A 23,731-nucleotide genomic window follows, 5' to 3' on the forward strand; every position below is an offset into this window, starting at 1 on the left:
AGTAAATACAAGGGCTAGAGCATCAGTAATTTAGTTTATATTTAAGAAAAAAGTCTTAGATATTGCGTAAATTCAACGAACATTAAAAATTTAAACTTTTTATGTTATGAGCAATAAAATAGCTTCTCTAGAAAAACTTCAAGAATCTGGTAAAAACATTCATCGACTTCCTTTTTCAATTCGAATTTTATTAGAAAATGTACTTCGTAATCATGATGGTTTTGCAATTACAGACAAACATTTAGAAACATTAACAGATTGGAATGCTGCTGGTTCTGATGATGAAATCCCATTTAAACCAGCCCGTGTATTAATGCAAGATTTTACAGGCGTACCAGCTGTAGTAGATATTGCTTCCCTTCGTTCAGAAATGATTCGAAAAGGAGGTGATGGATCAAAAATTAATCCTGCTATTCCAGTAGATTTAGTGATAGACCACTCGGTTCAAGTAGATTATTTTGGAACAGATTATTCATATAAGAATAATGTTGATTTAGAATACGAACGTAATGCAGAGCGGTATAAGCTTTTAAAATGGGCACAAAAAGAATTAGATAACTTTACTGTAGTACCACCGGGAATGGGAATTTGCCATCAGGTGAATTTAGAATATTTGGCAAAAGGTGTTGTTGAACGTGATGGATGGGTTTTTCCAGATAGTTTAGTAGGTACGGATTCCCATACACCAATGGTCAATGGTATTGGAGTATTAGGATGGGGTGTTGGAGGTATAGAGGCTGAAGCAGCAATGCTTGGACAGCCAATATATTTTTCTTGTCCACAAGTAGTAGGGCTAAAGTTAACAGGGAAGATTCCGCAAGGATGTACGGCAACAGATATGGTTTTGACTATTACGAAACTATTGAGAGACTATGGAGTGGTCGGTAAATTTGTAGAGGTTTTTGGGAATGGTTTAGATCATTTGACGGTAACTGACCGAGCTACAATTTCAAATATGTCTCCAGAGTTTGGATGCACGGTAACCTATTTCCCAATCGATGACCAGACATTGAGTTATATGAAACAAACTGCACGTTCACAAAAACAGATTGATTTAGTGAAAAGCTATTGTCAGGAAAATTTATTGTGGCGTACTGGGCATGAAGAAATAGAATACTCTCATATTTTAGAATTAGACTTAAATACTTTGGAACCTACTGTTTCAGGGCCGAAACGCCCACAAGACAAAATTCTATTGAAAGATTTAAGTCCAAAGTTTACAGAAGTACTGAAAAAAGAATTTTTAAGAGATTATGTTACTTTCAATAACCGTCAGGAACATGCTTGGCTAAGTGAAGGTGGTTCTGGGACGGAATTTTTATACCGTACAAATGAAGGACCTACTGAGACAATCGTTGAGAGACAAAACAATCTGAAATCAGTACGCATAAAAATAAAAAATAAAGAATACATATTGAGCGATGGTAGTATTGCTATTGCAGCGATTACCAGTTGTACCAATACTTCGAATCCTGCTGTTATGGTGGGAGCAGGTTTAGTGGCTCGTAAAGCAATTGAAAGAGGATTACGTACAAAATCATGGGTTAAAACCAGTTTAGCACCAGGATCAAAGGTCGTAACCAATTATTTAGAACGTTCGGGATTATCAGAAGACTTAGAAGCATTGCGATTCCATACCGTAGGATACGGCTGTACTTCTTGTATTGGGAATAGTGGGCCATTGCCACCGCATATTGCAGAAGCCATTGATAAAAGCGAAATGGTTGTTGCTTCAGTACTTTCTGGAAATAGAAATTTTGAAGCCCGAGTTCATCCTCAGGTAAAAATGAATTTCTTAATGTCACCAATGTTAGTCGTAGCATTCGCATTAGTAGGTCGAGTAGATATTGATTTGATGCACGATCCTCTGGATTATGATCCAAATGGAGAACCCGTATATTTAAAAGATATTTGGCCTACACAAGAAGAAATCAATGATGTTATTAAAGAATGCGTAAAGCGAGAAGATTTTGAAAATGTATACAGTGTCATTTTTGATGGCGATGATGCTTGGAAAGGGCTTGTAGCACCTACAGGAACGCAATATGCATGGGATAATCATTCTACTTATATTCAGGAAGCGCCATTCTTTCAAGGATTGGATTTAGTGCCACAGAAAAATGGTGATATTAATAATGCACGAGTATTGCTATTCTTAGGAGATTCTGTAACTACCGATCATATTTCGCCGGCGGGTTCTTTTGGAGAAGCAACGGCTGCGGGAGATTACTTAATCCATCACGGTGTAGAGAAAAAAGATTTTAACTCATACGGCTCTCGTCGTGGAAATCATGAAGTCATGATGCGCGGAACCTTTGCAAATGTGCGAATTAAAAATAAAATTACGGATAAAGTAGGTGGTTTCTCTCGTTATTTACCAACCAATGAAACCTTAACTGTATATGAAACGGCAATGAAATATGCAGAAGATAAAACACCGCTAATTGTTTTGGCTGGAAAAGAATATGGAAGTGGATCTTCTAGGGACTGGGCCGCAAAAGGAACAAACCTATTAGGGGTCAAAGCAGTAATTGCAGAAAGCTTTGAACGTATTCACCGTAGTAATTTAGTTCAGATGGGAATTTTACCTTTGGAATTTCCAGTAGGGCAAACAGCAGAATCATTAGGCTTAACAGGTGAAGAAACTTATTCTATTACTGGAATTGCAGATCATCTTACTCCATTTAAAATGATGGAAGTAGTAGCACAAAAAGCTTCGGGAGGAGCAATCAAGTTTTTTGCAAAAGCTCGACTAGATGCTGAGATTGAAATTGAATATTATCAAAATGGAGGTATTCTACAATATGTATTGCGTAGCTTTTTAAAATAAAAATATAAACCCCCGACTGTACTCAATAGTCGGGGGTTTTCTATTTACAAGATGGATTATCGGTCAATCTTAATAAAATTTCCTTTTAAATCAAATTCTAAATCTATTCCGTTGCTTAAATCTACATCGATATCACGGAATCCTCGGTCTATTTTTGTGATAGTCTCCGTAGGATAATTTGTTTTTACGTAAGTCAATATTGCTTTAGGAATAAAAGCAGTTGGAATTGCTTTATGTTTACCATCCACTTCTTTCCATTCCCCTTTTTTAGTGAATTCTACTTTTGTACCATCCGCTAACATGACCTCATAAGATGTTTTAAATGTATCTACATCTTTTGTTGCATGATGAATGGCGTTGTCCTTGAAATGAAGTTTTAAAAATTCAGTGGCAGCTTTAGGAAGTTCAGAATTTTGAATAGGTTGATCATCTTGAGCAGACATTGTAAAACTAGCAAGTACTAATAATGCAGTTGCTACTCGGCTAATAAATGATGTTTTCATAGTAATTATATTTAAGGTTAAAAAAAATGTTTAATAAGATTTGAGTCAATTAAGATAAGGAAAATAGGCTAAAATTCCAGCTTAAACTCCTTTTAAGTTAAGATTAATTGACTTCTTTTTTATGTTCTTCAATTGTTTTTTGAGGTATTGATTATTAATTTCTTGACAAAGCTAAAACCTGATTTAGGAAACAATTAGGAATGAAAATATTTGTTTGCTTAATTAATGAAATCTCTGCTTTCTAAGTAAGAGTAATATTGTATTGCCTTTATACATAGTGAATTATGTTTTTGTTGGCATGATGTTTGTTTTGCGAAGTATTATTTTATTAATAAAATTCATACACTATGTCCAATCAAAACAATTTACTGAAATTGGGATTATTTTTAATAATAACAATATCTACTGTATCATTTTTCGAGTCTTGTACCAAAGAGACTGTTCATAATCAAAAAGAAATTATTTTTCCAGATGACAATGATGATAAGGAAGTTCGCAATACTATTATAGCGTATAACATATTCAACGATGATGTTTATCTGAATAAAACTTTTCCAATGCCAAGTAATGCACCAGAGTATATGAAAAAAGAAATCTGGGAGAAAGAACAAAAAGCAATTAAAGAACATAAGAAAAGATTTAAATTATTTACAGACATTATTCCTGCAGAATATCGAAAGGAAATAACACAACTTACTGTTTTCTATCCAGAAGAAGGATCCAATGTATATGCTTATATTGGTGCCCGAAAAAAGAGTTCTTTAAGTCAATTTTCTTTAGGACTTGCCTATGATGTAGAGAGAGGTAAAACACAAATCCCTTCCTTTTCAGCGCCAGATTATAAGCACAATACATTAGGTTACGATATGACAACCTATGCTATGATTCATGAATTTGGACATTATATAACAAAAAATAAAACACAGGAGTATTTGAATTATTTTCCTCAAAACGATAGCTATGGAGGAATATATAAAGAGGGTTCATTTATTAAACAAATGACAGTTATTTCTTGGAAAAAAGTTTCAGAACTACCCAATGAGATATTGATGTCTATGAATCCCAGTAAGATTTTTAATGCTTTACCAGGAGAGTTTGTAAGTGCTTATGCTTGTTCTTCAATGGATGAAGATGGAGCGGAGACATTTACCCATTTTGTGTTATTAAATGATAAACCGGAAGATGTAGATGGGAAGAGTAAAAAAATACTTCTTTTCTATAATGACCCAGAAATGATGAAAATAAGAGATGGGATTAGACAAAATTTACAAAAATTAGGAATTGTACCCGGTACACCTAATATGTAATTTGAATAATTAAATTTTAAAACGAGGTCTACATATTAGATCTCGTTTTTTTTTGAAAAATTATTAGATTGGAAATGTAATCTCAAATTCATGCCCATTATTATAGTTGTATAGTATAACTAAGCTATAGCTAACAATAATGGAACGAACAATAGCTAAGCCTAATCCTGTAGATTGAGCATGAGTAGTATGGCGATAAAAACGATTATAGATATATTCTGGATTTAGGGGCATATTTGGACTACTATTTTTTATTTTAAAACTAGTATTCGAAATAGTAATTTCAATGAATCCTTCAGGATAATTATGATTTAATGCATTTTTTAATAAATTGCTAATTAGGGTAGAAGCAAGCCCTTTATTCATTTTGAAATTTAGCAAACCTATTTCAGCAATAGAAATGGTTACTTTTTTATAAGCAGATAAATCGGAAAAATCTTCAACTAAATCATGTGTCAGTGTATTGAAATTAACAACCTCTTCGTCTGTGAATTGCTGGTTTTCAATTCGGGACAACATCAATAAAGATTTGTTTAATCGAATTAACCGGCTAATTGTTTCGCTAATCTGACCAATTTCAACCATCTGTTCTTCGGTTATGGCATTATTTTCGGCAAAAAGTTCAAGCTTATTAATGGTAATGGCTAATGGAGTTTGTAATTCATGTGCTGCATTTTCTATGAATTGTTTTTGACTGGAATAAATAATTTCATTACGCTGCAACATTTTTTCAATTGCGGCTCCAAGTTCTTTAAACTCATTGACAGGAGACGGAGGTGCTTGAAAATGATGTCCAGTACCCAATTTGAAATCCTGTAATTTTAAGAGTAAAAGATGAAATGATTTCCATACTCGTTTTAAAACCCAATGATTTACAGCAAGAATACTAATAACAAGCATTCCGTATAAAGCAATTAAAGCAATTAATAAATCTTCCATTAATTCATCTTCTTCGACGATTGAGGCTCGGATTTGTAAAAGATGAGGTTGCCCTTTGGCATCATTGAAAACTGTTTTAAGGATGCGTACCGGTTGGTAATCATCATCATATTCCATGAAATGCATGGTGCTGATGAGTTCATCTTTATAGGAATAGTTTCCTTTAGGTAAGGGAGTAATGATGTATTGGTTGGCACCGTATTCTGGAGTATCGAGGAGCTTAGGGTTTTTAAATGTTTCACGGATAATAATGATTTTAGAATTTTTCAAACCATCATTAATATTATCATATACTTCATCCAATATTACGAGATAGAATAAACTAGCCCATAATGCAATTACTGCGAGTAATGCAATTACCAGATAACGAAGAGTATAATATTGTAATTTCATTATGATGTCATTTTATAACCAATTCCATATACAGCCTGTATTTCTATAATAGCATTGATGTCTTTTAGTTTTTTTCGTAAATTTTTTATTTGGGAATAAACAAAATCTAAGTTATCTGCTTGATCCGTATGATCTCCCCAAACAAATTCAGCAATAGCAGTTTTATTAATTAGTCGATTTGGATTAATGATGAAATAATACAATAAATCAAATTCTTTTCGATTGAGCAGTAATGGTTTATCATCCACAACAACCGTTCTTAATTCTGGAGAAAGAATAATATTATTCCATGTAATTACAGTGTCTCCATCATGGTTTTTTCTCCGAATAGAAGATTTAATACGAGCATGTAATTCAGCTAAATGAAAAGGTTTTGTTAAGTAGTCATCTGCGCCAAGATCAAGACCTTTTACTTTATCATCTACAGAGTCTTTGGCGGAAATAATAATGAGTGCTGCTTTCTTTTTAATTGTTTTTATTTCACGAAGTAAATCTAGACCATTTCCATCTGGAAGCATAATGTCAATCAAGATGCAATCATATTCAAAGGCTACAATTTTATCTAAACCAGTAAAGTAATTTGAAGCAGTTTCAACAATATATTTTTCTTTTTCAAGTGATTGTTGCATCACTTGTTGTAATCCAGGTTCGTCCTCAATGATTAATATTTTCATTTTGAAGTGGCTATTAAAATTATAAATGTTGGCTAAGATCCAATACAATATTGGAAACATTTAGGAATTAAAACTCTTCTGATTTTGTTTTTTTAACCCTTTTTAAATTTAATAAATTCAAAGGATTAATACTAAGACCCTCAATGTTTTTTCTGGAAAAACGAGCTACTTTATCATAGAAAAGTGGAATAATGGGTGCTTCTTTCATTACTAAGACATCCATTTTTTGATATAAAGCATAACGCTTTTCATTGTCGGTTTCTAGAAAGGCTTGTTCATACCATTGATCAAATTGTGCATTTTTAAAATGAGTATAATTTGGACCATTAGGGGTGAAGTTTTTACTATAAAACAATGATAAATAATTCTCAGCATCAGGGTAATCAGCAATCCAACTTGCTCTGAAGAAAGATACTTTCCCAGTTGCAATTGCTTGGCGCAAAGTAGAAGGAGGATTTACATCGACTTGAACATCCAATCCTATTTTTTGCCATTCCCGTTGTAAGAACTCTGCAATATCTACATACGAGCCGTTAGTACTTAATGTGATTTTGGGTTTCACTTGGTGCGTATCATTCAAATAACTTTTAATTAAAGCTTTCGCTTTTTCAGGCTCATAATCATATCCTTTCAAATTATTGAAGCTGGGTAAGCCATTTGGAATTATTCCGTTGGTGGCAGGTGTTCCCATGTTATTCCTAAGATAAGTAATTAACTTTTGTCGGTCAAAACCATAGTTCATCGCCTGACGAATACGTACATCAAGCACCGCTTTATCACTACCATCCATTCTAAATCCTAGATATTCGGTATTTAGATAGGGACCAGTAATCATATTGACGGTGTTTCTGTATTTTGGTGCCAATTCTCCTTTTTGAGTTAGTATCTCATCTTTATAAGAGGGATCTAGTCCAGATACAAAGTCTAATTTTCCTTGAATAAATTGTAAAAAACCACTTTGTTTATCCGGTAAAAAAGTAATTGCTACTGCTTCAAGATAAGGAAGTTGAATGCCTTGCTTATCTTTTTCAAAATATATTGGGTTTCTACGTAAAACCAATTTCACATTCTCTTCCCAAAGTTTGAATTGGAAAGGGCCGGTACCAATAGGGTGGGAACGAAAATCATTGTTTTTATCCTCAATAACCTCTTTTGGAACAACAGAAGCATATTTCATAGACAATAAACCTAGAAATGCAGGGAAAGGTTTCGATAATTGAATTTGAAATATAGAATCATTAATGGCCTTGAATTCAGAAACATTTTGCAATACCCAACGACCAGGTGAAGCAATTTGATCATCCAATAAACGGTTGAAGCTATATTCAAAATCTTTAGCTATTACGGTGCGAGTACTATCTTGACCAAAAGCAATGTGTTTTTGAAAATTAATGTTTTTCTTTAAAAGAAAAGTATATGTTTTTCCATCTTCAGAAAGAGTCCAGGAAGAAGCTAGATCCGGTTGAATATGAAGACTATCATCCAATTGAACTAAACCGTTAAAAATTTGGTTACACACCCAAATATTCGATTGTGTTTTAGCAAAAACCGGATCCAATGAGGTTACATTTGCACTTTCATTATAACGAAAAACGAATTGATCGCGGTTTTCTTCTCGTGTTTTTGAGCAGGAAAGTAAAATTGTTGTAATGCAAAACGCTGATATAAAATAAATTAATGATTTCATTTAACCAATTTTTGTGTGTAAATTTGCACTCTCATTTGAGTAATGTAAATATAGATAAATTTAATGGCTATATTGAATAGTAAAACCGCAGGAATACAACGGGACTAGACTCGAAGAAATGAATGGATTTTATGGAAAATAAAAAAAGAGTTGCCTTTTATACTTTAGGATGTAAACTGAATTTTTCAGAAACATCAACGATTGCACGTAATTTCAAAGACGAAGGTTTCGACCATGTAGAATTTGAAGACGTAGCCGATATTTATGTAATCAATACCTGTTCCGTAACGGAGAATGCCGATAAACAATTTAAGCAGGTTGTAAAGAAAGCCTTAAAGAATAACGATAAAGCCTTTGTAGCTGCTGTAGGCTGCTATGCCCAGTTGAAACCAGAAGAATTAGCTTCGGTAGATGGAGTAGATTTAGTATTGGGAGCCACAGAGAAATTCAAGATTACCGATTATATCAATGATTTATCGAAGAACGATTTTGGAGAAGTGCACTCTTGTGAAATTTCAGAAGCCGATTTCTATGTAGGAAGTTATTCTATTGGCGATCGTACCCGTGCATTCCTAAAAGTACAGGATGGATGTGATTACAAATGTACTTATTGTACAATTCCACTAGCAAGGGGAATTTCACGTAGTGATACGATGGATAATGTATTGAAAAATGCAAAAGAAATATCAGAGCAAAACATTAAAGAAATTGTATTAACTGGTGTTAATATAGGAGATTATGGTAAGGGAGAATTTGGAAACAAAAAGCACGAACATACCTTCTATGAACTAGTAACAGCTTTGGATAAAGTAGAAGGAATTGAACGTCTACGTATTTCATCGATTGAACCCAATCTACTGAAAAATGAAACGATAGAGTTTGTCTCAAAAAGCCGAACTTTTGTACCACATTTCCATATTCCATTGCAATCAGGAAGCAATGCTATTTTACGATTAATGAAACGTCGATACATGCGTGAATTGTACATAGAACGTGTGGCAAAGATTAGAGAAGTAATGCCCGATGCCTGTATTGGAGTTGATGTTATTGTTGGTTTTCCAGGAGAGACTGAAGAACACTTTTTAGAAACATACCATTTCTTAAACGATTTAGATATTTCCTATTTACATGTCTTTACTTATTCAGAACGTGACAATACGGAAGCGGCTGTAATGGGTGGAGGAGTACCGTTGAATGTACGTAGTAAACGCAGTAAAATGTTACGTGGATTATCCGTGAAAAAACGTCGTGCATTTTATGAAAGCCAAATAGGGAAAAATAAAACAGTCCTTTTTGAAAGTGAAAACAAAGAAGGATACATTCATGGGTTCACAGAGAACTATGTGAAAGTAAAAACACCATGGAATCCAGAATTAGTGAATACACTTCACGATATACACTTAACAAAAATTGATGAAGATGGTACAGTCCGAATGGAATTTAATGTTGTAACAGCCTAATCAGTTACCTATAATATAAAAACGCCCTGATCGATAGATTAGGGCGTTTTTTATATACAATAGATTCCGAATTAAGGATTCGTAGACCAAATGCCACTATCTTTAATAAACACTCTACGGTTTAGTTTTAATTGTGCGATAATAAGTTCGGCAACATCTTCTGCTTGCATTACTTTATCCGGATTACCATCCGTCAATTTCAAATCCTTAGCCATATCCGTAGCTACAGTGCTTGGTGTTAAAGCAGTCACACGAATGTTATGCTTGCGAACTTCCTGCATTAAAGACTCTGTTAAACCTAATACAGCAAATTTACTAGCACTATAAGCACTGGTTAAAGCATTTCCTTTTAATCCTGCTGTAGAAGAAATATTGATGATATCACCTGTTTCTCTAGCAATCATATTTGGTAAAACGGCACGAGTAGCATAATATACACCCATAACATTTACTTGAATAATACGTTCCCAGTCCTTCGGCTCTAATTCAAGAAATTTACCAAAAGAAGCAATTCCCGCACTATTAATTAAGATATCAATAGTTTTGAATTCAGTTTCTACTTTTGCAACAGCTGCGTTCACAGAGTCGATATCAGAGATGTCCGCTGTAACAACTAATGTTTTTACATTGAAAGCTTTAATCTCTTGCGCTAATTTCTCTAAATCTGCGGTGGTGCGGGCTAATAATGCCACGTTTACACCTTCTTGGGCTAATGCAATTGCAACAGCCTTACCGATACCTTTTCCAGCACCAGTAATAAGGGCATTTTTCCCTTGTAATGATTCCATAAATGTGTTTTTAATAAAATTTAATCTGCTTAAAACATAAAAGCAAAACGGTTATTAGATTCGAATACCAGGAGGTAATAAATCTCTATATACTGGGTTTTTTCTGAAAAACTGTGCAATTTTCGGGTGAATAGGAACTACCTTTAATTTGCGCTCTTCAGCGATAATCATAATGTTTTTTAGAAACTCATTGATTATTTCATCATTTTCAAAATGATCAGGAAGATTAATTCGGGTTAAAAATATTTTTCTTTCCTGAAAAGAATATTCAATGGTGATTAGTTGGCCTTCAACTAAAATTTCAAATTGTCTTGAGAATTCATTGTCTTTAATTTCCATAATTGTGAATAGTCTGTTGTGGTATTATCAGTTGGGTATTTGGAAATACTACTAATCGCTGCTAAAGTCGAGTTACCTTAGAAACAGATATTTTCAAAGGAAAGATCAATGCTTGTGGTAATAACGATAGCATTGTAATAAAAAGACTCTTTTTCTGAAAATGCTGAATTTTTTTTGGAAACGACTATAACACCATTTAGAATATGTTCCAAGGTTTGGTTATAGGGTGTAATTTAATTACAAAGGTATTGAATTGAGTGTCAATATCAAACGGTTTTAGGGTATATCTTATGAAGTAAAGGGAATTTTATGATACTTGTTCAATATAATATGAGATTTTATAGGGTAGAGCAATGGAGAAATCAATTTTGGAAATTATAATTTATCGTTAATTTAAAATCAGCAAAGAATGAAACTTGGATAATAATTCTAATTTTATACAGAAAATCATAAATAATGATTTTGAAATTTTTTTTCAGCCGCTTTAATAAAGAAATAGATGAGTAAAATACCGGTTTACTTTATGCCAGGATTAGCCGCTAGTCCTTTGATATTTGAAAGAATACAACTGCCCGAAGACACTTTCGAGATATTTTTATTAGAATGGGCCGTTCCTTTGGACCATGAAACACTCCCAGAATATGCTGCTCGCATGGTCAAAAATATAAAACACGAAAACCCTGTATTGGTTGGTGTTTCTTTTGGTGGAATACTAGTGCAGGAGATTGCTAAAATAATTTTGGTAAGGAAATTGATAATTATATCCAGTGTTAAAACCAATTTGGAGTTTCCACGCCGAATGAAAATTGCAAAAACAACCAAGGCCTATAAGTTAGTTCCAACAGGATTGATGCAAGATATTGAAAAGTTAGGGAAATATGCTTTTGGAGATAATAAGATTACACAACGGTTAAAATTATATGAATTGTACCTTTCTGTACGCAATAAAAAATATTTGGATTGGGCGATAGAACAAGTAATTTTGTGGGATCGAACAGTTGCAGATGAAAGAGTGATTCACATTCATGGAGACCTTGACGATGTGTTCCCAATAAAGTACATAAAGAGCTGTGTAACAGTAAAAGGAGGAACACATGTTATGATTTTGAATAAGTATAAGTGGATAAATAAAAATTTGCCACAAATTATTTTAGAAGAACAGTAATTGTTTTTTGATTTTTTGTAGCTTTAAAAAAGAAAAATTAAGAGTATAACGTATGAATTGGATTAAGAAAACAGGAGTAGTATTGTCCGTAGTGGTTGTGAGTGGAGTTTTAATTCATGCGACATCTAGTGGTAATCTGAATGAAAATAAAGGTACAACAATGAATTATTTCCCAAAGTCAGTTGATTTTGCAGGAGAGAAAGCACCTTTGGAAATTTCAGATGTGAAAGAACGATTTGATAGAGAACTATTGGTAAATGCAAATTGGCATTCCAATACAATTCTAACGTTAAAAAGAGCAAACAGAGCTTTTCCTGTTATTGAACCTATTTTGAAAAGATACGGTGTGCCAGATGATTTCAAATATTTGGCAGTGATTGAAAGCGGACTTGTAAATGTGGTTTCTTCTGCAGGTGCAAAAGGAGTATGGCAATTTATGCCCGATACTGCCAAAGAAAAAGGAATGGAAGTAAATGATGAGGTTGACGAACGTTACCACTTGGAGAAATCTACAGAAGCGGCTTGTAAATATTTATTGGCAGCCAAAAATAAATTTGGATCATGGACTCTCGCAGCAGCATCATACAATGGTGGTATGGGTGGCGTAAACAAACAAATTGATATTCAGAAAGTAGATAATTACTACGATTTGTTATTGACAGAAGAAACATCACGTTATGTATTCAGAATTTTAGCTGTAAAAGAAATCATGAAAAACCCAACAGTTTATGGGTATAATTTGACGCCAGACGAATTGTATGAAAATTTACCGGTTAAGAAAGTAGAAGTTGATTCAACAGTAACCGATTGGGCAAGTTTTGCAAAAGATCAAGGGATTAATTATAAAATATTAAAAATCCATAACCCTTGGTTGCGTGATAAAAAACTAACAAATCCATTGAAGAAGAAATATATCTTAGATATCCCATTGAAAGGATACTAGAAGTATGAAGTGAATAAACAAAAAAGGCTGTCTAAATTTTAGACAGCCTTTTTTACTATAGAATAGAAAACAACTTAGATTTTTTTCATCTGTTGTTTCATTTGTTGAATCTGTTCTTTCAACATATTTTGTTTGTCCAGCTTCTTCGCTTCATTTAAGAGCGTTGTAGCCTCCATCTTTCTTCTTCGGGTCATTGCTATACCCGCAAGGTTTAATTTTGCTAAGGCTAAGTCCTGATCCATATTTAAGCCTAATTCAATTGCTTTCTTGAAATATTTTTCAGCTTGCGTTAAATTAGTTTGAGAAATCATTAAACCGTGTAGGTAATTAAAATAACCTTGTTGTTTACGTACTAAAGCAGTTTCAGGATTTTTGATGAAACTTAACCATTTTTGAGCGCCAGGAAAGTCCTGTTTTCTTAATTTTAAGAACGCAAGTAGTATAAATTCGTTTTTAAAGTAAAGAAAAATGAATACTGTAGAAAAAAGTAATAAGAAAATTCCATTTCCAATATTTCCTTCTGTGAATTGCCAAATACCTGTAATGATAATCAATCCCGCTAAAATGAGCTTAATATTTCTATGATACATAGTTAGTTTTTTATATGAATTTGCAAAGATAATAAAATCAAATAAAAATATTTTTATAAAACCGTTTGTAAGAGAAAAAAGTCTTTGTATATTTGCACCGCACTTTTAGAAACCTATATGATGTGCAAAATTAATTCAGTTACAGCGATAAAAGATAAATAAAATGAAAAGAACGTTTCAACCATCAAAGAGAAAAAGAAGAAATAAGCACGGTTTCATGGACAGAATGGCTTCAGCTAATGGCAGAAAAGTGCTTGCTCGTAGAAGAGCTAAAGGAAGACACAAATTGACTGTATCTTGTGAACCAAGACATAAAAAATAATGTTTTTTATTAAGCATAAAAAGAGGTGTTACTTATTTTAGTAACGCCTTTTTTTATATCTTTTTTAGAATAATATAATTTAACTACAATACTACAACAATGCCAAAAGACAATTCAATTAAATCGGTTTTAATAATAGGCTCAGGACCAATCGTTATCGGACAAGCTTGTGAATTTGATTATGCAGGTTCACAATCCGCTCGCTCGCTAAGAGAAGAAGGAATTGAAGTGATTTTGATCAATTCAAATCCTGCAACGATTATGACGGATCCTTCAATGGCTGACCATGTTTATTTAAAACCGCTTACCACTAAATCTATAATTGAGATCTTAAAACAACATCCAAATATTGATGCTGTACTACCTACAATGGGAGGACAAACAGCTTTAAATTTATGTTTGGAAGCAGATGAAAAAGGGATTTGGGCAGATTTCAATGTACGATTAATTGGAGTGGATATTAATGCTATTAATATCACCGAAGATAGAGAGCAGTTTAAACAACTTCTTGAAAAAATTGGTATTCCAGCAGCACCGGCAAAAACAGCAACTTCATTTCTAAAAGGAAAAGAAATTGCACAAGAGTTCGGTTTTCCGTTGGTAATACGTCCTTCTTTTACCCTTGGAGGTACAGGAGCAGCATTTGTTCATAAAAAAGAAGATTTCGACGATTTATTAACGCGTGGTCTTGAAGCTTCACCAATACATGAAGTTTTAATTGACAAAGCTCTATTAGGTTGGAAAGAATACGAATTAGAATTACTGAGAGATAAGAACGATAACGTAGTTATTATCTGTTCTATTGAAAATATGGACCCAATGGGAATCCATACCGGAGATTCTATTACAGTAGCACCAGCAATGACTCTATCCGACACGACATTCCAAAAAATGCGTGATATGGCAATCTTGATGATGCGTAGCATCGGAAACTTTTCCGGTGGATGTAACGTACAGTTTGCTGTAAGTCCAGATGATAAAGAAGATATCGTAGCGATTGAAATCAATCCTCGTGTATCTCGTTCTTCTGCCTTAGCGTCAAAAGCAACAGGTTATCCAATTGCAAAAATTGCTTCTAAGTTAGCATTAGGATATACTTTAGATGAATTACAAAATCAAATTACAAAATCTACGTCAGCTTTATTTGAGCCAACATTAGACTATGTAATTGTAAAAATACCACGTTGGAATTTTGATAAATTCGAAGGTTCAGACAGAACTTTAGGTTTACAAATGAAATCAGTAGGTGAGGTGATGGGAATTGGACGTTCTTTCCAAGAAGCTTTACACAAAGCAACTCAATCATTAGAGATTAAACGTAATGGTTTAGGAGCTGATGGAAAAGGATATTCAAACTATGAGCAAATCATTGAAAAACTAACGTATGCAAGTTGGGATCGTGTATTTGTGATTTACGATGCAATTCAAATGGGAATTCCATTGAGCCGTATCCATGAAATTACAAAAATTGATATGTGGTTTTTAAAGCAATACGAAGAATTATATGCTTTAGACAAAGAAATCTCTACTTATAAAATAGATACTTTACCACGTGAAATTCTTTTGGAAGCAAAACAAAAAGGTTTTGCCGACAGACAAATTGCACACATGGTAGGTTGTTTGGAGAGCCAAGTATATAACAGACGTGAAGAATTAAAAATCAAACGTGTTTATAAATTAGTTGATACTTGTGCTGCCGAATTTAAAGCAAAAACACCATACTACTACTCAACTTTTGAAGCTGAAATTGAAAAAGCAAATGGAGAACGTTATGTAGATAATGAAAGTGTTGTAACCGATAAAAAGAAAATCGTTGTACTAGGTTCTGGGCCAAACCGAATTGGACAAGGAATCGAGTTTGATTATTCTTGTGTACACGGTGTATTGGCAGCAGCAGAATGTGGATATGAAACCATCATGATTAACTGTAATCCTGAAACTGTTTCTACCGATTTTGATACCGCTGATAAATTATACTTTGAACCTGTTTTCTGGGAGCATATCTACGATATTATCCAACATGAGAAACCAGAAGGTGTAATTGTTCAATTAGGAGGACAAACAGCTTTAAAATTAGCAGAAAAACTAGAACGTTACGGGATAAAAATCATCGGAACAAGTTTTGATGCATTAGATTTAGCAGAAGATAGAGGAAGATTTTCGGATTTATTAACAGAGTTAAAAATTCCTTTCCCACAATTCGGAATTGCTGAAACTGCCGATGAAGCTTCGGCTTTAGCAGATAAATTAGATTTCCCATTATTAGTAAGACCATCCTATGTATTAGGAGGTCAAGGGATGAAAATTGTCATCAATAAGCAAGAATTAGAAGAACACGTAGTAGATTTATTACGTAAGATTCCAAATAATAAATTATTACTGGATCATTACCTTGATGGGGCCATTGAAGCAGAAGCAGATGCAATCTGTGATGGTGAAAATGTATACATCATCGGAATCATGGAGCATATTGAGCCTTGTGGAGTACACTCTGGTGATAGTAATGCGACATTACCTCCGTTTAACTTAGGAGAATTTGTAATGCAACAAATCAAAGATCATACGCATAAAATTGCTTTGGCTTTGAGAACCGTTGGATTAATCAACATTCAGTTTGCGATCAAAGATGATACAGTGTACATCATTGAAGCGAATCCTAGAGCTTCCCGTACGGTACCATTTATTGCAAAAGCATACGGTGAACCTTATGTGAACTATGCGACAAAAGTAATGTTAGGACACAACAAAGTAACCGACTTTACTTTTAATCCACAGTTAAAAGGATTTGCAATCAAGCAACCCGTTTTCTCTTTCAATAAATTCCCAAATGTGAATAAAAAACTTGGACCAGAGATGAAGAGTACTGGAGAAAGTATCTTGTTCATTGATGACTTGAAAGATGATCAGTTCTACGAATTATATTCTAGAAGAAAAATGTACTTGAGTAAATAATCTCAATACTTATATAAAAAAAGACTGCTTTATAGCAGTCTTTTTTGTTTTGTAGAATTATTGAAAAGGTTTTATTTTTTTTAGAACCTTCAATTTAAACTCTTCTGTGAAAGCAAAACTGTTTTCAGTGGGGATAATTTGTTTCTTTTCGATTCTTTTATTGAACCAAGCTTGACTGAATTCTGGAGCAAAAAATTCCCCAGAAACAATTGGGGCCGAATCGTATATTCTATTCTGAATTTCTAAATAATCTTCAATTTTTGGGATCGGATACATATTGGTGTACAGCAAGAAATGTAAATCGTATAACAAGACAGAACGTTTATCCGAATAAAGGGCAAAATATCCTTTTTTAATCAGTATTTCTGAGCATAAATTTCGGATGATGCGTTCCATTTTAGGATGCTCTGTGTATTGTTCACAAAGTGATTCTACTAAAGGTGTGAAGGAACTATAAAGCACTATTTGTTGAGCTAATTCGTAATCCTCATCAGCCGTATCAAAATCATCTTCTGGAATAAGACCACGAATGAAAGCTTCAAAATTTTCGGCAAGAAAAGTAATTTTGTAATCATTCTCCTGGTCTACGTGAACTACTTGTGGCTCACCATTCTTTCCATATTTTCTATAATCAAGTAATATCATATCATGTCCAGCCGAAGGACAATCACAAATATAAACCCCATAGTCTGGATATTCCCATTGCTCAATCCAGAATCGGCTACCATGTACACCACCTAATGAATAAGTCTTTGTTTTACCTATTCCTGAAATTCCACAGATGGCAATATGATCTTCTGCCCATGAAGTGGATTCCTCGGTAGGGAAAGAGGTACTAACAGGTATACCGCCATTGTGCATTTTCATCAATTCGATATAAGATGCTGGAAGTTTATAACCCAGTTCTTTTTCGATGGAAGCAATCATTTCATCAGTGGGTGCTTCTTCAAGATATTCATTTAAAGCATAACTATTGTCATCCCAAAATTCTGAAAAGTCGAAATCTTTAAAATATGTGCTCATTGATAAGGTGATGTTGTTTTTTATAAATAATTGAATTTTAGTGCTATGTTGTGTTTTTTTTAAATACTGATATTAAAGAAAAGTATGTTCTTTAAATATAATGAAAAATTGAAATCATCAGAAAATTTAAAAGAATAATATTAATTTATTATTCTTCACAACTTAAAAATGGGCTTTATTTTTCAAAGATTATTTTGCTTAATTTGCAGTATACTAATCTACTGTACATGGCATTATTACGCAAAATAAATTTAAGAGCAAAAAAAGAACTGGATACTGGTTTTGGAGTTAATGCATCAAATTATGGAGGTCGTTTTGTCAATAAAGATGGTAAATCGAATATTGAGAAAAGAGGTGGAGCATTTCTAAATCGAATCAGTTGGTACCATACTATGCTAGAATTACCGACATGGAAGTTTTTAGGATTGATTTTTACTTTTTATATTTTAGTAAATTTCATTTTTGCGTGTATTTATTATGCCATAGGAATAGAATATCTGGATGGAATAAATACAGCCAATACGATATGGGCGAAATTTGGAGGTGCTTATTTTTTTAGTGCACAAACCTTTACAACTGTAGGATATGGACATATAAGTCCTGTAGGTTTTTTGGCAAGTGCTGTGTCCGCTGCAGAAGCATTGACAGGGTTATTGTCATTTGCCATTGCAACAGGTTTATTTTATGGACGATTTAGTAGACCAGTGGCGTATGTGAAGTTTTCACATCATGCCGTTATTGCACCCTATAAAGAAGGTACAGCCTTGATGATCCGTATTGTTCCTTATAAAAATACAACACTTACCGATGCTGAGGTTAAAATTACTTTAGGAATGAGTCTTGAGGAGAATGGAAAAGTAACCAACAATTTCTATCAGTTGAATTTGGAATTAGCTAAGATAAATGCCTTATCACTGAGTTGGACCTTAGTACATCCGATTACGGAGGACAGTCCGATTTATAATTTTACAGCAGATGATTTCACGAATATACGCGGTGAAATTTTGGTTTTCCTGAAAACTTTTGACGATATGTTTAGTAACACTGTAGCCGCCCGAAGTTCTTATACATTTAAAGAAATTAAATATGGAGCGAAGTTTGCCCCAATGTATGAACGCAATGAGAAGAATACAAAAACAGTATTACACATCGATCAATTGGATGATATTATTGCTGTTGATCTGGATATAAAAAACCCGTAAATCTGAAAAGAGATACGGGTTCTGTTTTTTTATTTTGGAGAAGACTTCAATTCTACTTTTACCTTATAAGCAGCAAGCCCTTTGATGGCTTCTTCTGATGTGTGATCGAAGGTTTCTTCGTGGTGGTTTTTCTCTTTTTTGAGTGTAATACGTTTGATACAATTGTAAAAACGACGGATATCTTCAAAATTGGACAATACCAATAATGGTACTGTAACATTCTTTCCATCATTGTCTTTGGCAACCATAGTGAAATAAGAAGAGTTACAATGCTTTACTTTTCCTGTTTGAATATTTTCCGATTCTACTCGTATTCCTACTACCATAGAGGTATTCCCGACATAATTGATGGATGCTTTTAATGTTACCAATTCTCCTATTTCAATAGGATTTAGAAAATCTACAGTATCCACTGAAGCCGTAACACAATAGGTTCCGGAGTATTTTGAAGCACAAGCAAAAGCAATTTGATCCATTAAAGATAAAATATATCCACCATGAATTTTTCCACTGAAATTCGAATGAGAAGGAAGCATTAATTCCGAAATGGTGATGCGGGATGCGCGTACTGATTTGAATGATTTATCCATTAATTTATTGTTTGGAATTATTGTAATGTGGTGAGTTTTCGGGTTCCACTTTGGTTACAAAGTAATGACTGTCGCCTAACCAGAAGAAACTCATATAACGTTCTACATAGGTCAATTTCACATAGTCTCCTTGCAAACGTTGTAAGTCTTCAATGACAGCTCTATCCGTCACCGAAAATTGAAATATCTGAGCGCCAGAAATTCCTTGACTGAGTTCCCCTTCCCAAGTTTTGAAAAGAACACCTTTGGTACTGATTTTAATTAATTCACCGGAACGAATTCCTTCACTATAAGTGGCATAATAAACAATGGCGTAGAAAATAATAAAAAAAGCTACGCATGAAAATAGGGCAATGGTTAGGAATCGTTTCATAAATTTAAGATTTTAATCAGCTGTTATTTTCTTCTTCAATAGCGAGATCTTCCAGATCGTTTTCGGCTCTTTTTAGAATGTTTTCTGGAAGTGCTTTTTTAGCTTTAGCTCCCATTTTTTTCAATTTTTCAACACTAGTAATTAAGTTCCCTTTTCCATCGACTAGCTTATTCATGGCATTACTGTATTCGCCTTTGGCTTCATCCATTTTCTTGCCAATTTTGACTAAGTCCATCACAAAACCTTCAAATTTGTCATATAATGCACCTGCCTGACGGGCAATTTCATAGGCATTTTGTTGTTGTTTTTGATTCGCCCACATGCTGTCAATAGTACGTAAGGTCGCTAATAACGTGGATGGAGTAACAATTACAATGTTTTTCTCAAAAGCCTTATTGTATAAAGTGCTATCAAAATTTAATGCTAATGCAAAAGCGGGTTCGATGGGGATGAATAATAATACAAAATCGGGACTTTCCATTTTGTATAAGTCTTGATAGTTTTTTTCACCCAATTGTTCTACGTGACGTTTAATAGAGTTGATATGATCTCGTAGGAAAGCATTTTTCAAACCTTCTTCTTCTTCATTGACATATTTCTCATAAGCAACTAAGGATACTTTGGAGTCAATAATCATCTTTTTACCATCGGGTAAATTAATGACTACATCGGGTAATACACGATTACCTTCTTCTGTAACATGGCTTTGTTGTACATCATATTCACGGCCTTTTTCCAATCCTGATTTTTCTAATACTCGTTCTAGGACTAATTCGCCCCAGTTCCCTTGCATTTTAGAATCTCCCTTTAAGGCTTTGGTTAAGTTAACAGTTTCCTTAGACATTTGCTCATTCATTTCACGTAAGCCTAGAATTTGCTGACGTAATGCAGCATGGTAGTCAATACTTTCTTTATGCGTATCTTCTACTTTTTTCTCAAACAAATGAATTTTATCCTGTAAGGGTAACAGAATGTTTTTCATGTTTTCACGATTTTGTTCCGTGAATTTATTGGATTTTTCTTCCAGTATTTTGTTGGCTAAATTTTCAAATTCTTTGGTGAATTTCTCCTGAAGTTTTTCTACTTCTTGTTTTTGCTCCAGATTGCGTTCCCATAGGTTTTCAAAATCGACTTCTTTTTTGGTAAGCTGTAAGGCTAGTGCATCTTTTTCGCGACGAATTTCTTCCCGTTCGGCTTGAATCTGTAACGATTGTTTTTCGGCAATAGTTTTGTCTGATAAAGATTGATGTTTCAGTTGATCAATTTGAGTAGTGGCACTAATCAGGCGTTCTTCAATCACTTTCTTTTCGGCAACGGAACGTCCGGTAAAAATTAATTTACCAATATAAGCACCAATAGCAAGGGCTACAATAAAAACAAGTAAAATAGGCAATACATCATTCATGGGAAAGGCGTTTAATAAAAAGTAAAAATAAGGAATTATGTTTTCTAAACGAATTTAATTTTAGCCCCGATAGCGGCGGTATCCTCGTAACGATAGTGAAGAGATAAAGCCAATAGCGGGATAAGCTTCTAAAAAACAAATAACCTGTTCAAAACGATGAACAGGTTATTGAATATTAGTGCGGGTATAACTTGATTTTACCTGTAAATATTGAATAAAGCATCTTCACTCACGTCGATAACAAATGGTTGTTGATTATCGTGGGTAGGGTATATCAAGAAATTTCTCAAGTCCTCATAGGCTATAGATTCTTTTAAAAATAGGATGATGTTTTCCTTTCTTGAAATAACGATATCGCCTTTTAGGATAAGTAATTTCCCTTTGTTTGTCACAAGTTTATGAGCAATATAATATATACCTTCTGGAAGATTCTCGTCAAGCTTATCAATGGATGTGGTAGAGAATTTTACCACACCCTTTTGAACAAGAGAAAACATTTAAAAAAACAATTCATGTTGGTTATCTGAATCAATCTTATTTTCTTCCTTTAATAAAGAAAGAAATTTGTATTTGTTTTTCATTTTTAGTTTGAAATAGTATGGCAGATAAACCTGTTCCTATTTATTGGATAGGAACAGATATACTGAATTGATTTATACTTTGATTGTTTTCCAACGGCCTTTCTTGAAGAGAATAACCCCAGCAATTGTAATAGCAATTTCGGAGATTGGAATGGCAAAGAAAACGCCATCTGGTCCCATTTGGAAATATTTTGCTAATAGATAGGCTAGTGGGATTTGGAATAACCAAAACCCAAAGAAGTTAACCCATGTTGGTGTTAAGGTATCTCCAGCTCCATTAAATGCATTGATTACTACCATTCCAATACCGTAGAATACATAGCCACAGGCCATAATACGTACCGCACGAATAGCAACGACCATTACTTCTGGATCATTTGTGAAAAAGGAGGCTAGTAATTCGGCTCCAAAAAATGAAATTAAGCTTACTGTAAACATGTACAATACATTGTATTTGGCTGTTTTTAAAACGGATTCTTCAGCACGTTGTACTTGTTTTGCACCTAAATTTTGACCGACTAAAGTTGCTGCTGCTCCACTTAATCCCCAAGCTGGTAGCATGAAAAAGATCATTAATCGTAAAGCGGTTTGGTATCCTGCAGAACCGTGGTCTCCACCAGTTGTAGCTACTAATTGCGCTAGAAAAATCCAACTGCATGAGGCAATCATGAATTGTAATACTGCCGGTGAAGCGACTTTGATAATTGCTCTTATTTGCTTGAAATCGGGTGTGATATAAGCAAGGGACATCTTTAGAATACCTTTGCCATTGAACAAACAATACAATTGGTAGCTCACTCCAATCCCTCTTCCTATTGTTGTTGCAATAGCTGCACCCGGAAGGCCAAAGGCTGGAATAGGGCCTAAACCATTAATTAGAATAGGGCATAGAATAATGTTGCAAATATTTGCAATCCATAAACTTTTCATGGCTATTGCAGCACTTCCAGCTCCTCGAAAAATACCATTGATTAAGAATAATAACATGATGATTGTACTTCCTCCCATCATAATACGCATGAATGACGTTCCGTGTAATGCGGCATCGTGCGTAGCACCCATCATTTCCAGAATTTCTGTAGCATAGGTGAATCCGAAGATACTAATGACTACAGTAATCGATATTGCAATAAGTATGGCTTGCATACCTGCTTTTGCTGCAGCAACAGGATCTTTTTCCCCAATACGTCGTGCTACTATTGCTGTGGTTGCCATACTAATCCCGATGGCTAAGGAATATATAATAGCTAGAACAGATTCCGTAAGTCCTACAGTTTGTATAGCATAACTACTATGCTCTAGATGTCCTACAAAGTAAAGATCGACTAATGCGAATATAGATTCCATAGCCATTTCTAGCATCATGGGAATCGCAAGCAACATTACACTCAGGCGAATGCTTCCTTGTGTATAGTCGACTTCTCCGCCGCGTAATGATTGTTTGATAATTGAAAATATACCAGAAAGCCCACCTAGGTTTGGTTGTGATTGTGTCATAAATAAAATATTTGTATATAAAAACTTGCAGTGTTTTTGAGTACACTGCCTTATAAATGTTTATAGCGAAGTTTTTGCTTTTCTTAGTTGAAAGCAGCTAATACAATCATAATTTCTAGATAATTTCGGGAACAAAGATATTATAAAATTTCTTTCACAAAAGATTTT

General features: G+C 33.9%; 21 protein-coding genes. 8 read left to right on the plus strand and 13 right to left on the minus strand.

Annotated elements, in window-relative coordinates; genetic code table 11:
- The first annotated feature begins 106 nt into the window (after nt 1-106).
- Complete coding sequence (gene acnA, locus P6733_RS15760; protein ID WP_306353894.1) at nt 107-2,830, plus strand: aconitate hydratase AcnA; 2,724 nt, start codon at nt 107-109, stop codon at nt 2,828-2,830.
- Between the two features lie 56 nt (nt 2,831-2,886).
- Here the strand turns inward: acnA and P6733_RS15765 are convergent, their stop codons facing one another.
- Nucleotides 2,887-3,333, minus strand: coding sequence for a PepSY-like domain-containing protein (locus P6733_RS15765; protein ID WP_306353895.1), 447 nt, complete (start codon nt 3,331-3,333; stop codon nt 2,887-2,889).
- 347 nt (nt 3,334-3,680) lie between these two features.
- Here P6733_RS15765 and P6733_RS15770 point away from each other — a divergent pair, with 347 nt between their 5' ends.
- A complete protein-coding gene (locus P6733_RS15770; protein ID WP_306353896.1) occupies nt 3,681-4,640 on the plus strand; it encodes a hypothetical protein in 960 nt (319 codons plus the stop codon).
- Nucleotides 4,641-4,703: 63 nt separating this feature from the next.
- Here P6733_RS15770 and P6733_RS15775 read toward each other — a convergent pair whose 3' ends face one another.
- The 3 genes from P6733_RS15775 to P6733_RS15785 form a co-directional block, all read right to left on the minus strand.
- Nucleotides 4,704-5,972, minus strand: coding sequence for a sensor histidine kinase (locus P6733_RS15775; RefSeq protein ID WP_306353897.1), 1,269 nt, complete (start codon nt 5,970-5,972; stop codon nt 4,704-4,706).
- Nucleotides 5,972-6,646 carry a response regulator transcription factor gene (locus tag P6733_RS15780; RefSeq protein ID WP_306353898.1) on the minus strand — a complete coding sequence of 225 codons (675 nt, stop codon included), beginning with the start codon at nt 6,644-6,646 and terminating at the stop codon, nt 5,972-5,974. The genes P6733_RS15775 and P6733_RS15780 overlap by 1 nt, the downstream gene beginning before the upstream one ends.
- Before the next feature lie 67 nt (nt 6,647-6,713).
- Nucleotides 6,714-8,333: an ABC transporter substrate-binding protein gene (locus P6733_RS15785; protein ID WP_306353899.1), complete on the minus strand. Its 1,620-nt coding sequence runs from the start codon at nt 8,331-8,333 to the stop codon at nt 6,714-6,716.
- A gap of 131 nt (nt 8,334-8,464) precedes the next feature.
- Between P6733_RS15785 and mtaB the strand changes: the two genes are divergently transcribed.
- Complete coding sequence (mtaB, locus tag P6733_RS15790) at nt 8,465-9,793, plus strand: tRNA (N(6)-L-threonylcarbamoyladenosine(37)-C(2))-methylthiotransferase MtaB (protein WP_306353900.1); 1,329 nt, start codon at nt 8,465-8,467, stop codon at nt 9,791-9,793.
- A 71-nt stretch (nt 9,794-9,864) separates the two neighbouring features.
- Here mtaB and P6733_RS15795 read toward each other — a convergent pair whose 3' ends face one another.
- Nucleotides 9,865-10,581 (minus strand): 3-ketoacyl-ACP reductase, encoded by a 717-nt coding sequence (locus P6733_RS15795; RefSeq protein ID WP_306353901.1) that lies wholly within the window; start codon nt 10,579-10,581, stop codon nt 9,865-9,867.
- A gap of 54 nt (nt 10,582-10,635) precedes the next feature.
- Entirely contained in the window at nt 10,636-10,920 is a 285-nt protein-coding gene (locus P6733_RS15800; protein ID WP_306353902.1) for a GNAT family N-acetyltransferase, read from the minus strand.
- A 499-nt stretch (nt 10,921-11,419) separates the two neighbouring features.
- On the opposite strand from P6733_RS15800, the gene P6733_RS15805 reads away from it, so the two are divergent.
- On the plus strand, nt 11,420-12,085 hold the full coding sequence (locus P6733_RS15805; RefSeq protein WP_306353903.1) for an alpha/beta hydrolase: 666 nt from the start codon (nt 11,420-11,422) through the stop codon (nt 12,083-12,085).
- 52 nt (nt 12,086-12,137) lie between these two features.
- Nucleotides 12,138-13,028, plus strand: a complete 891-nt coding sequence (locus P6733_RS15810) for a lytic transglycosylase domain-containing protein (protein ID WP_306353904.1) — start codon at nt 12,138-12,140, stop codon at nt 13,026-13,028.
- Nucleotides 13,029-13,102: 74 nt separating this feature from the next.
- On the opposite strand, the gene P6733_RS15815 is transcribed toward P6733_RS15810, so the two are convergent.
- Nucleotides 13,103-13,618: a DUF2892 domain-containing protein gene (locus P6733_RS15815; protein WP_306353906.1), complete on the minus strand. Its 516-nt coding sequence runs from the start codon at nt 13,616-13,618 to the stop codon at nt 13,103-13,105.
- A 163-nt stretch (nt 13,619-13,781) separates the two neighbouring features.
- Here P6733_RS15815 and rpmH point away from each other — a divergent pair, with 163 nt between their 5' ends.
- Both rpmH and carB read left to right on the plus strand, forming a co-directional pair.
- Nucleotides 13,782-13,940 carry a 50S ribosomal protein L34 gene (rpmH, locus tag P6733_RS15820; RefSeq protein WP_306353907.1) on the plus strand — a complete coding sequence of 53 codons (159 nt, stop codon included), beginning with the start codon at nt 13,782-13,784 and terminating at the stop codon, nt 13,938-13,940.
- Nucleotides 13,941-14,039: 99 nt separating this feature from the next.
- Nucleotides 14,040-16,892: a carbamoyl-phosphate synthase large subunit gene (carB, locus tag P6733_RS15825; protein WP_306353908.1), complete on the plus strand. Its 2,853-nt coding sequence runs from the start codon at nt 14,040-14,042 to the stop codon at nt 16,890-16,892.
- A gap of 57 nt (nt 16,893-16,949) precedes the next feature.
- Here carB and P6733_RS15830 read toward each other — a convergent pair whose 3' ends face one another.
- Nucleotides 16,950-17,915 (minus strand): SMI1/KNR4 family protein, encoded by a 966-nt coding sequence (locus tag P6733_RS15830; RefSeq protein ID WP_306353909.1) that lies wholly within the window; start codon nt 17,913-17,915, stop codon nt 16,950-16,952.
- A 227-nt stretch (nt 17,916-18,142) separates the two neighbouring features.
- On the opposite strand from P6733_RS15830, the gene P6733_RS15835 reads away from it, so the two are divergent.
- The gene (locus P6733_RS15835) at nt 18,143-19,117 is read left to right on the plus strand and encodes an ion channel (RefSeq protein WP_306353910.1); all 975 of its coding nucleotides are present in this window, start codon (nt 18,143-18,145) and stop codon (nt 19,115-19,117) included.
- 29 nt (nt 19,118-19,146) lie between these two features.
- Here the strand turns inward: P6733_RS15835 and P6733_RS15840 are convergent, their stop codons facing one another.
- The 5 genes from P6733_RS15840 to P6733_RS15860 all read right to left on the minus strand — a co-directional run bounded on the left by P6733_RS15840 (nt 19,147) and on the right by P6733_RS15860 (nt 23,563).
- Nucleotides 19,147-19,707 (minus strand): acyl-CoA thioesterase, encoded by a 561-nt coding sequence (locus P6733_RS15840; protein ID WP_306353912.1) that lies wholly within the window; start codon nt 19,705-19,707, stop codon nt 19,147-19,149.
- A 4-nt stretch (nt 19,708-19,711) separates the two neighbouring features.
- Nucleotides 19,712-20,080, minus strand: coding sequence for an aldo-keto reductase family protein (locus tag P6733_RS15845; RefSeq protein ID WP_306353913.1), 369 nt, complete (start codon nt 20,078-20,080; stop codon nt 19,712-19,714).
- Nucleotides 20,081-20,096: 16 nt separating this feature from the next.
- The gene (locus P6733_RS15850) at nt 20,097-21,485 is read right to left on the minus strand and encodes a DNA recombination protein RmuC (RefSeq protein ID WP_306353914.1); all 1,389 of its coding nucleotides are present in this window, start codon (nt 21,483-21,485) and stop codon (nt 20,097-20,099) included.
- 197 nt (nt 21,486-21,682) lie between these two features.
- A complete protein-coding gene (locus P6733_RS15855; RefSeq protein ID WP_306353916.1) occupies nt 21,683-21,982 on the minus strand; it encodes a hypothetical protein in 300 nt (99 codons plus the stop codon).
- A gap of 156 nt (nt 21,983-22,138) precedes the next feature.
- A complete protein-coding gene (locus tag P6733_RS15860; protein ID WP_306353917.1) occupies nt 22,139-23,563 on the minus strand; it encodes an MATE family efflux transporter in 1,425 nt (474 codons plus the stop codon).
- Nucleotides 23,564-23,731 lie beyond the last annotated feature (168 nt).

Origin of the sequence: Flavobacterium aerium, from assembly GCF_030766725.1 — a bacterium.
GTDB lineage: Bacteria > Bacteroidota > Bacteroidia > Flavobacteriales > Flavobacteriaceae > Flavobacterium > Flavobacterium aerium.

Bases quoted from the DNA above. Each gene is read 5' to 3' on its own strand.
- P6733_RS15835 (WP_306353910.1), top strand. From the start codon at position 18,143: ATGGCATTATTACGCAAAATAAATTTAAGAGCAAAAAAAGAACTGGAT.
- P6733_RS15795 (WP_306353901.1), bottom strand. From the start codon at position 10,581: ATGGAATCATTACAAGGGAAAAATGCCCTTATTACTGGTGCTGGAAAA.
- P6733_RS15800 (WP_306353902.1), bottom strand. From the start codon at position 10,920: ATGGAAATTAAAGACAATGAATTCTCAAGACAATTTGAAATTTTAGTT.
- P6733_RS15860 (WP_306353917.1), bottom strand. From the start codon at position 23,563: ATGACACAATCACAACCAAACCTAGGTGGGCTTTCTGGTATATTTTCA.
- P6733_RS15840 (WP_306353912.1), bottom strand. From the start codon at position 19,707: ATGGATAAATCATTCAAATCAGTACGCGCATCCCGCATCACCATTTCG.
- rpmH (WP_306353907.1), top strand. From the start codon at position 13,782: ATGAAAAGAACGTTTCAACCATCAAAGAGAAAAAGAAGAAATAAGCAC.
- P6733_RS15845 (WP_306353913.1), bottom strand. From the start codon at position 20,080: ATGAAACGATTCCTAACCATTGCCCTATTTTCATGCGTAGCTTTTTTT.
- carB (WP_306353908.1), top strand. From the start codon at position 14,040: ATGCCAAAAGACAATTCAATTAAATCGGTTTTAATAATAGGCTCAGGA.
- P6733_RS15815 (WP_306353906.1), bottom strand. From the start codon at position 13,618: ATGTATCATAGAAATATTAAGCTCATTTTAGCGGGATTGATTATCATT.
- P6733_RS15780 (WP_306353898.1), bottom strand. From the start codon at position 6,646: ATGAAAATATTAATCATTGAGGACGAACCTGGATTACAACAAGTGATG.
- P6733_RS15765 (WP_306353895.1), bottom strand. From the start codon at position 3,333: ATGAAAACATCATTTATTAGCCGAGTAGCAACTGCATTATTAGTACTT.
- P6733_RS15775 (WP_306353897.1), bottom strand. From the start codon at position 5,972: ATGAAATTACAATATTATACTCTTCGTTATCTGGTAATTGCATTACTC.
- P6733_RS15850 (WP_306353914.1), bottom strand. From the start codon at position 21,485: ATGAATGATGTATTGCCTATTTTACTTGTTTTTATTGTAGCCCTTGCT.
- acnA (WP_306353894.1), top strand. From the start codon at position 107: ATGAGCAATAAAATAGCTTCTCTAGAAAAACTTCAAGAATCTGGTAAA.
- P6733_RS15830 (WP_306353909.1), bottom strand. From the start codon at position 17,915: ATGAGCACATATTTTAAAGATTTCGACTTTTCAGAATTTTGGGATGAC.
- P6733_RS15855 (WP_306353916.1), bottom strand. From the start codon at position 21,982: ATGTTTTCTCTTGTTCAAAAGGGTGTGGTAAAATTCTCTACCACATCC.
- P6733_RS15770 (WP_306353896.1), top strand. From the start codon at position 3,681: ATGTCCAATCAAAACAATTTACTGAAATTGGGATTATTTTTAATAATA.
- P6733_RS15810 (WP_306353904.1), top strand. From the start codon at position 12,138: ATGAATTGGATTAAGAAAACAGGAGTAGTATTGTCCGTAGTGGTTGTG.
- mtaB (WP_306353900.1), top strand. From the start codon at position 8,465: ATGGAAAATAAAAAAAGAGTTGCCTTTTATACTTTAGGATGTAAACTG.
- P6733_RS15785 (WP_306353899.1), bottom strand. From the start codon at position 8,333: ATGAAATCATTAATTTATTTTATATCAGCGTTTTGCATTACAACAATT.
- P6733_RS15805 (WP_306353903.1), top strand. From the start codon at position 11,420: ATGAGTAAAATACCGGTTTACTTTATGCCAGGATTAGCCGCTAGTCCT.